At 54.0% G+C, this 7501-nt stretch carries 3 protein-coding genes; 1 reads left to right on the top strand and 2 read right to left on the bottom strand.

The window, feature by feature from the left end; translation table 11 throughout:
* Positions 1 to 46: 46 nt before the first annotated feature.
* Complete coding sequence (locus tag H6F91_RS11855) at positions 47 to 2026, bottom strand: hypothetical protein (RefSeq protein WP_190772348.1); 1980 nt, start codon at positions 2024 to 2026, stop codon at positions 47 to 49.
* 827 nt (positions 2027 to 2853) lie between these two features.
* On the opposite strand from H6F91_RS11855, the gene H6F91_RS11860 reads away from it, so the two are divergent.
* Positions 2854 to 6093: a glycoside hydrolase family 15 protein gene (locus H6F91_RS11860; protein WP_190772356.1), complete on the top strand. Its 3240-nt coding sequence runs from the start codon at positions 2854 to 2856 to the stop codon at positions 6091 to 6093.
* A gap of 87 nt (positions 6094 to 6180) precedes the next feature.
* Here the strand turns inward: H6F91_RS11860 and H6F91_RS11865 are convergent, their stop codons facing one another.
* On the bottom strand, positions 6181 to 7209 hold the full coding sequence (locus H6F91_RS11865; protein WP_199307774.1) for a GNAT family N-acetyltransferase: 1029 nt from the start codon (positions 7207 to 7209) through the stop codon (positions 6181 to 6183).
* Between the last annotated feature and the right edge of the window lie 292 nt (positions 7210 to 7501).

The following is a 7501-nucleotide window of genomic DNA, read 5'->3' on the forward strand; positions in this document are numbered from 1 at the left end:
CAATCTATCCTGCCGAACTATTGCCCTGATTGCCCAGTTACTCCACCTAAGGTGAAGCCGGAATCGCAGCAGGCTCCGGGGGAGCCGGTTCTGTCGCCGCAGGTGGAGCCGGTTCCGCTGGTGCTTGCATAGGAGCGTATAGGGGTTGCACCAGCTCTCGAGGGGCAGGCGGAGCCGGAGCCGCTGCAGGAGAAGCCGGCTCTGCCCGACGAGGAGCCCGATTGACTCGCCGAGCGGACGGCTCTGCTCGCCGAGGGGCTGGTTGCCTGAAGGTACGAGGGGTTTCAGCGGGCTCTGGAGCTGCTGGGGCAGGCTCTGGAGCTGACAGGGCAGGATCTTTACCGGAAGGTGTCTCGCTGTCAGGCTCAGAAGCGCGGGCTCGTTGTGCTTCCACAGCACGGCGACGACGAAGTTCAGCTTGTTGAATCTGTCTCTGCCATTCGCGGACTGACGCCTGGGCAGTGCGATGAAGAAATCGACCGGGTTGAATAGCCGATGCCGTACGGATGGCATCTTGAAGCTTACCCTGACGGGCCTGAGTTCTCGCTAGAGTCAGCAGGGGTTCGTCTTCGATGCTTTGAATCTGAGCAGTCCATTCATACATCAGCGCCTGGGCTTCTCCCCGTAGCGCACGACCCATCGGGATCTGAGCGGCTTCTGCGATCGCCTTCCGCCAGGCTTGAATCGTTCCCGGCTGGGCCAACTGCCGCGCCCGTACCAGAATACTGCCATCCTCGATTCGCTCAATTTCCCGCCGCCAATGGGCCGCTAAGGTTTGAGCCTGACGACGGCGCATATGCTTGGGGCCAATCGTTTCAGCCTGGGCGATCGCCGCCCGATAGGTTTCTATCGTTCCCAGATTGGCCATTAACTGAGCCATTTGCAAGCGCTTGAGGTCATTTACCTGCTGGCCCCAACTCGTTATGCTGTCTCGGGCCTGGGCATAAAAGCGGCTATCGGAGGGGATGGTTTGAGCCGCGGCGATCGCTTCCTCTAGCCGATAAACATCCTGTGGGGCGGTTTCCCAATTGGTGTTGCTGGCTAAGGCCAGTTTGCGCGCTTCACTCAGACGAATCAGGTGATCTGCATGCTTGGCCAGGGCTGGGTTCACTTTAGCCTGTTGGGCCAGAGCGATCGCCTGATCCATCGTGCCATCCTTCCAGTGCTGCCGCCCCGTCTCCAGCAAGACAATGCTCCACTCGTTCAGCAGAGGTTGAATTTCCTGTTGAGCAAAGCTATTGGAGTGCATCTGGCTGGCCACGGTCATCGCCTTTGCCAGATCTTCAGGTCGGCCAGAGCGGGCTTGCTTTAGCACATCCTGCTGCAGCTTACGGTCTTTGCGCTCCTGCCAGACGCGTTGAGAGAACTGGATAGATTGTTGCGATCGCCAATAAGGATGAGGAATCTGCTCTAACTCACGAATTCCAGCGGAAGCTGCCCCCCAATTTTGGGCTTTGAGATCTGCTTGAATTTGGGTGGCAATGGTCTGGCCTTTCTTCCAAAGGTTTTCCCACTGGCCAACGATTTCCTGGCCTTCAGCATAGGCCGGGGTAGAGCGAGGAATCTGCTTCACCAAACGGCGGGCATCATCCAGTCGACCTTCACTCATGTGCCGCCGGGCCCGGTAGAGCAACTGCTGTGACCAGTCGTTTTTGAGCCGTTGGGCCTCTTGATATAAAGGGCGATCGGGCGTCCAGGCTTCGAGTAAAGCCAACCCGCTCAGCAAATCATCCAGCTCTCCCGATTGCACCGCAACCTCTGCACAGGAAAGCCGATCAATGTCTGGGGAAAGAGATGATAGCTTGTCGCACTCCGGAGCAGGAGGCAAGGCCATCAACCAGAGAAAGGCGGCGGCCGCCACTCCACTCAGTAGGGCACAAAGGTTCAGCCCCACCAATATCCATTTCCAGGATTTGGAGCGCATAGCCCCAGATCCTATCGCCACAGTATTTTCTACTGCCGGCACGGGGGCACCTGCACCTGCCTGCCCCAGTGCCAATTCATGTTGATTGTCTGGTCTTCCCATCGGTCTGCCTACCCTACTCACACAACTGGCAGATACATATCTGATTGCCAACCGCTATACGATGTCGCGATGAAGATAAAACGGTGAAACGAAGAGCAAGTTGAGCCGTTATTGCCCTGCCAGCTAAGCATGTGGCGATACTGCTGAAAATGCAACGGTTGTCTACTGTAATCCTACGGCCTAATTCTATTTCTGCGATAGCTTCAACGAGCAATTTCAGCCCTTTGGAGCTGTATTGTATTGTTCCAACTCACACCCTCAAGGACCGGGATAAATTTGTAAACCGTGAAAACTAGCATTCTGTATCCCTCAGCACTCCAAGCAGTCTTGCGAAAGAGCAAATTCCCTTAAATACGCTATGTATTCCATCTGTTTAGTTTTAATATCTCGTACAAAATAAAACTCAGATTTTGTAGAAGGTATGGCTAATCTGTACCTCTCCCAATGAAATGCTTTAACCTGAGTTCGGGTTAAGGGCGTTTTCGAGTGCGCTTTGCGCACGCCAAAATGAGCACTTCAGCTTATCCCGAACTGAGGTTGCTTTAAGCCATCAGGTTTAGAGCAGGTGCGAGAAGGTAGACCCTCAGCAGCATGAGAGATTGGACTTATCCTCGTAAAGCTCAACAGGGAACTCTGGATATGAGGAATACCTGAAATTCTCAGAACTTCCGGATGCAGAGCGAGGAATGTAGCTCTGTATTCGTCTCAGAGCTGTCCTGAGCATGGCTCAGCTCCATGAAAAAGGTCCTGCTCAAAAATCGGCCCCAGCCATTGGGCTGGTACAGCTGAACACGCTATTATCGCAATCAACTGCTAAGGCAATCTCTATGCTCCCTACGCTGACCCCTGAGCCGCTAAACCATTACTACCAGGAAATTAAAGACATTATTCTGGCGCGCCAGAACCCAATTTCTGGGTTGATCCCAGCCAGTACCGCTGTTACCGTCCATGGCAACTACACGGACGCTTGGGTGCGGGATAACGTCTATAGCATTTTGGCAGTATGGGGATTGGCTCTGGCCTATCGCAAAGCAGGGATCGATGATGGCCGAGCCTATGAACTGGAGCACAGCGTCGTAAAGTTGATGCGGGGCTTGCTGTTTGCCATGATGCGACAGGCCCCCAAGGTCGAAAAATTTAAGCAGACACAACACCCCCTGGATGCGCTCCACGCAAAGTATGACCTGAAAACAGGCGACACCGTGGTAGATGATACCGAATGGGGGCATCTGCAACTGGATGCCACATCTATCTATATTCTGATCCTGGCCCAAATGACGGCATCGGGCTTGCCCATCGTCTATACCCTGGACGAGGTCAACTTTATTCAAAACCTTGTCTATTATATCGGCCGGGCTTACCGGACACCGGATTACGGCATTTGGGAGCGAGGCGAGAAAATTAACCACGGCAACCCGGAGCTGAACGCCAGTTCTGTTGGTATGGCAAAAGCGGCACTAGAAGCCATCAGTGGGTTGGATTTATTTGGTGTACGGGGTAGCCAGGCGTCCGTCATCCATGTGCTGCCAGATGAAATCGCCCGAGCCCGGATGACGTTGGAATCTCTGCTCCCCAGGGAATCGGCTTCTAAAGAAGTGGATGCGGCGGTACTGAGCGTGATTGGCTTTCCGGCCTTTGCGGTAGAAGACTTAACCCTGGTAGAACGCACCCATCAGCAAATTGTTAGCAAGCTTCAGGGCCATTATGGCTGCAAGCGGTTCTTGCGGGATGGGCACCAGACCGTACTGGAAGACATCACACGGCTGCACTATGAGCCAACAGAACTCAAAAAGTTTGAGCACATCGAGTGTGAGTGGCCGCTATTTTTCACCTATTTGCTGCTGAATTCATTGTTTCGAGGCGATCGCACCCAAGCTGAAGATTATCGTCTGCGCCTGGATGCCTTGCGCGTTGAGCAGGGGGGGCACAAGTTGTTGCCTGAGTTGTACTATGTGCCGGAAGAGGCGATCGCCGCTGAACGGGCTACCCCTCACAGTCAAACCCGGCTCCCCAATGACAACATCCCCCTGGTGTGGGCACAGAGCCTCTATTTGCTGGGACGCTTATTGCAGGATGGCTGGATCGCGCCGGGTGACCTTGATCCCCTAAGCCGACATTTGAAGTTAGGCCAGTCTCCCCGGCCCCAGGTGCAAGTATGCCTGCTGGCAGAAGATGAGGAACTTCAGGCTCAACTGGCAGCCTTTGGGATTGCGACCCAAACGCCCAGCCAGGTCGCTCCTGTGCAAATCCGTCGCTCCAAGGAGCTATCGCAGGTCTACGAACAGATTGGGCGCAACGACAAGTTAAATCTTAGCGGTCGCCCGATCCGGCGTTTACGTGGCCTCACCACGTCGCGTATCTTCCGGGTGCGGGGCGAAACCATCGCCGTCCTTCCCTCTTTTCTGGATCAGTCTCAGTTCTACCTCACCTTCGATTACCACTTCTTAGTGGATCAAATTCGAGGCGAGTTGGCCTACATTTGGCGACATTGGAATCAGTTAGGCCGTCCTACTATGACCCTGCTGCTCACCCACGACATGATGCAGGACCAGTCTTCGCTGCTGGAACTGTTTAAGGAGATGCAGGGTGGCAAGTGTGGCAATGTGCCGGTACGTCTGGGCCGTTTGCAGGAATTGCTCCTGATGTCGGGGATGGAGCGTATTGACTTTATCCACGATTTCGAGTTCCCCCAATCTCCCCTCTCCGATGCCCGTAAGCAGCCCTATTACCTACCCTTCTTCCCAGATTCCACTCAGCAACTAACCCTTTCTCAGGAATTTACGCTGGAGCTGGAAACCGACCCCGCTTCTTTGCTGGAGCGGTTGCGGCGATCGGTCAACCTGTACGAACAAATCGAAGTGTTAGAAGCGTTGCTGCGTCTGGAAAGCCTCTCCTTTGACACGGGCTTTGGTGGACCGGGCAAAAAGGTGACAGTTGGCAACCTATTGCAGGAGGTTTACCTCAAAGCCAGCCAGTTGCGTCTGTGGGCTGTGATTCGGCGGGCGGCCGGTTTGCTGCGCAAAGTCGATGTGAACTTGTCCGATGCTGTTACGGATATTCTGGTGCGGCAGAAACAGATTGCTGTGGGCAAGTCTTACAGCGAGAATTCGCTGATCACCGATCCCATGTCCACGGTGGAAATCGTCAACAAGATTGAGGAGTTCGTGCGGCAGGATATCCGCGATCGCCCCCTCACCCAGGAAATCCTCGTTTACCTGAGCATCCTGATTAAGACCGACCCCCACCTCTTCCGCGGTTTCCTGACGCTGCGCGTCGGCTACCTGATTCTGCTCATCACCAGCGACCTGGCCCAGGAACTTAACGTTACCCAGGACGAGGCCTACGAGCACCTGATGCAACTCAGCCCCTTCGAGGTGAAGTCTCGCCTTTACAAGGTGCTGGCAGGATACGAAACCATAAACCAAATGCTGGTACAACAAGAATCCCTGACGGCGCGACAGCAGCAGGATGTTCAATGGGTTGTGACCTCCGAGGCGGAGGCGACTATTCCTACAGACATCAGCAGTTGGCGACAAAAGCGCCAGCGGGAAGGCTCCCTCAACCGGGTTCCCAAGAACTTTTATCCAAAAGTATGGCAAGTCCTGAAGCATTGTGGTGGCCTGGTGATTGGGGATAAACTCGATCGCCGCAACCGATTGGAACAGGAACTTACCCTGGAAATGACCCCCGGTGAGAAGAAATTTGCCCTGCGCGTGGAACACCTGCTGAACAAAATTCAGGCTCCGGAATACCGCCAGATCAATATTGAAGCTCTGATGGAGCTGGCAGCGCTATTTGAGCAAAACCCTGACTTCCAGATTGAGCAATCGATTGTGCTGGATGTGTTTATCGGTCATGCGGTGCGCCTAGCCTGGTTGGATCAGCATCCCGAGGATGGCGATCGCTACGATGAGCGTAAAGCCAATGCCTGGAGTGCTTTCTATGAAGTTTCTCCTTACGATTGCGCCCGCTTTATGGCCGAAGCCCTACGCTTCTTGACGGAGCTTAATCAATCGGAGGATGAGGGCGCTTTAGCCCAACAACCGCAACCAGCAGAAGCGACCTGACGCATTGCAGGGCGCTCTCCGCAGTTGCTTTTTGTGAGAGGGCGCTAAGCGCCCTCTCACAAAAAGCATGCGTCAATCCTGCTCCATTTAGCTGTGTTGTTCGTGGAAGCCGTATAGGGTATAGCGACGAATCGTTTGCGCAAAGCGCCCACTGATATTGCGGGAGGTGTTGCTGTCGTGCATGAGGGCGTGAATGACGCGAGTGTAGCCCAAGCTTTGCGCGATCGCCTGCCCCTGATCTACCAGATACCCCCCTAACCCGGCACGAGTTCGCCCTGGCAGTACCGCAACCGTTTTAATAATGGCCGTGGTGATCGCTTCTCCCCGTTTCGCTTGTGCGAGGTCAGGAATAGCGAATAGGTAGCCGATGAGAGCATCGTCCTGTTCAGCTAGCAAGACTAAATCCGGCTGTATGTAGGGTTTGATGGGGGTGTATTGAGCCAGGAATTCGGCCTCTGAAATGGGGCTGTAGAGCAGGTTTTGTTGAAAGCTGGTAAGAGAAAGGTGAAAGATGCGCTGAAGCTCAATTTCAAAGTGATTGAGGTCGAGCGATCGTACCCTGACCCCTTGCTGCTTCAACCGGTCTCCGACAGCTACCATTCGTTCATCTCGCTGGGTCAGATCAGCATTGAGGGCGGAACTGTAGGTAGCAAAGGCTTGGAAGCCAGCGGCAAGAAAATGCTGGTTCCATTCGTCGGGGTTATCGGGCTCTAGAAAAAAGGGGGGTTCAGTCCCGCGATCGCTCACCCATCGATATCGCCGCCAGGTATTACCATCCATCGGGCCGACGATGAGAGTGCAGCCCTGAGCCTGAAGTTCAGCGATCGCCTTCTGCAACACGAGCACCCCTGTGGCTTCATCACAGGCGGCATAGTGACCGATGACCCCTAAACGGTGCTCGGGATAGTGTGGGGTCTGTTGCCACCAGAGGGATGCACGAGCTTGCATCCGATGTTGGGTATGAACGACCCAGTGGGCATCAGGAGCATGGTGTTGAAAGGGGGCGATCGCCAATGGTTCAACTCCCTCAAACGGTTGCAACTCCGTCAGTTGCTCCAGTGTTTCAATCTGGCTTAGCATCATGTAGCTCTTGGATGTGATGGCAGGATACGTCATGCCCTTTGGGTGCATCCCACTTTTGCAGATTTAGAAACCCACTTTTGTAAGTGATGCGGGCTTCGCCCGCATCACTTACAAAAGTGGGATGCACCTTGCCCTTTTCACTACACTAACCATACGTTCAAAACAGGGCATATCAATCGCTCAACTCAATCAAATATAAAAAATCAGCGCTGTTTTTTTTATATTTGATTACACCCACTTACTGAGTCTCAAACCTGACTGATACCGTTTCTATATAAAGCTGCGCAGAATGGTGTGTGGGACGCTACGCGTCCCACACACCATT

The organism is Leptolyngbya sp. FACHB-8, from assembly GCF_014695575.1.
Classification (GTDB): Bacteria; Cyanobacteriota; Cyanobacteriia; order Elainellales; family Elainellaceae; genus Vacuolonema.

Excerpts from the sequence above, each read along its gene's own strand:
- H6F91_RS11855 (WP_190772348.1), bottom strand. The coding sequence starts at position 2,026 with ATGGGAAGACCAGACAATCAACATGAATTGGCACTGGGGCAGGCAGGT.
- H6F91_RS11860 (WP_190772356.1), top strand. The coding sequence starts at position 2,854 with ATGCTCCCTACGCTGACCCCTGAGCCGCTAAACCATTACTACCAGGAA.
- H6F91_RS11865 (WP_199307774.1), bottom strand. The coding sequence starts at position 7,209 with ATGACGTATCCTGCCATCACATCCAAGAGCTACATGATGCTAAGCCAG.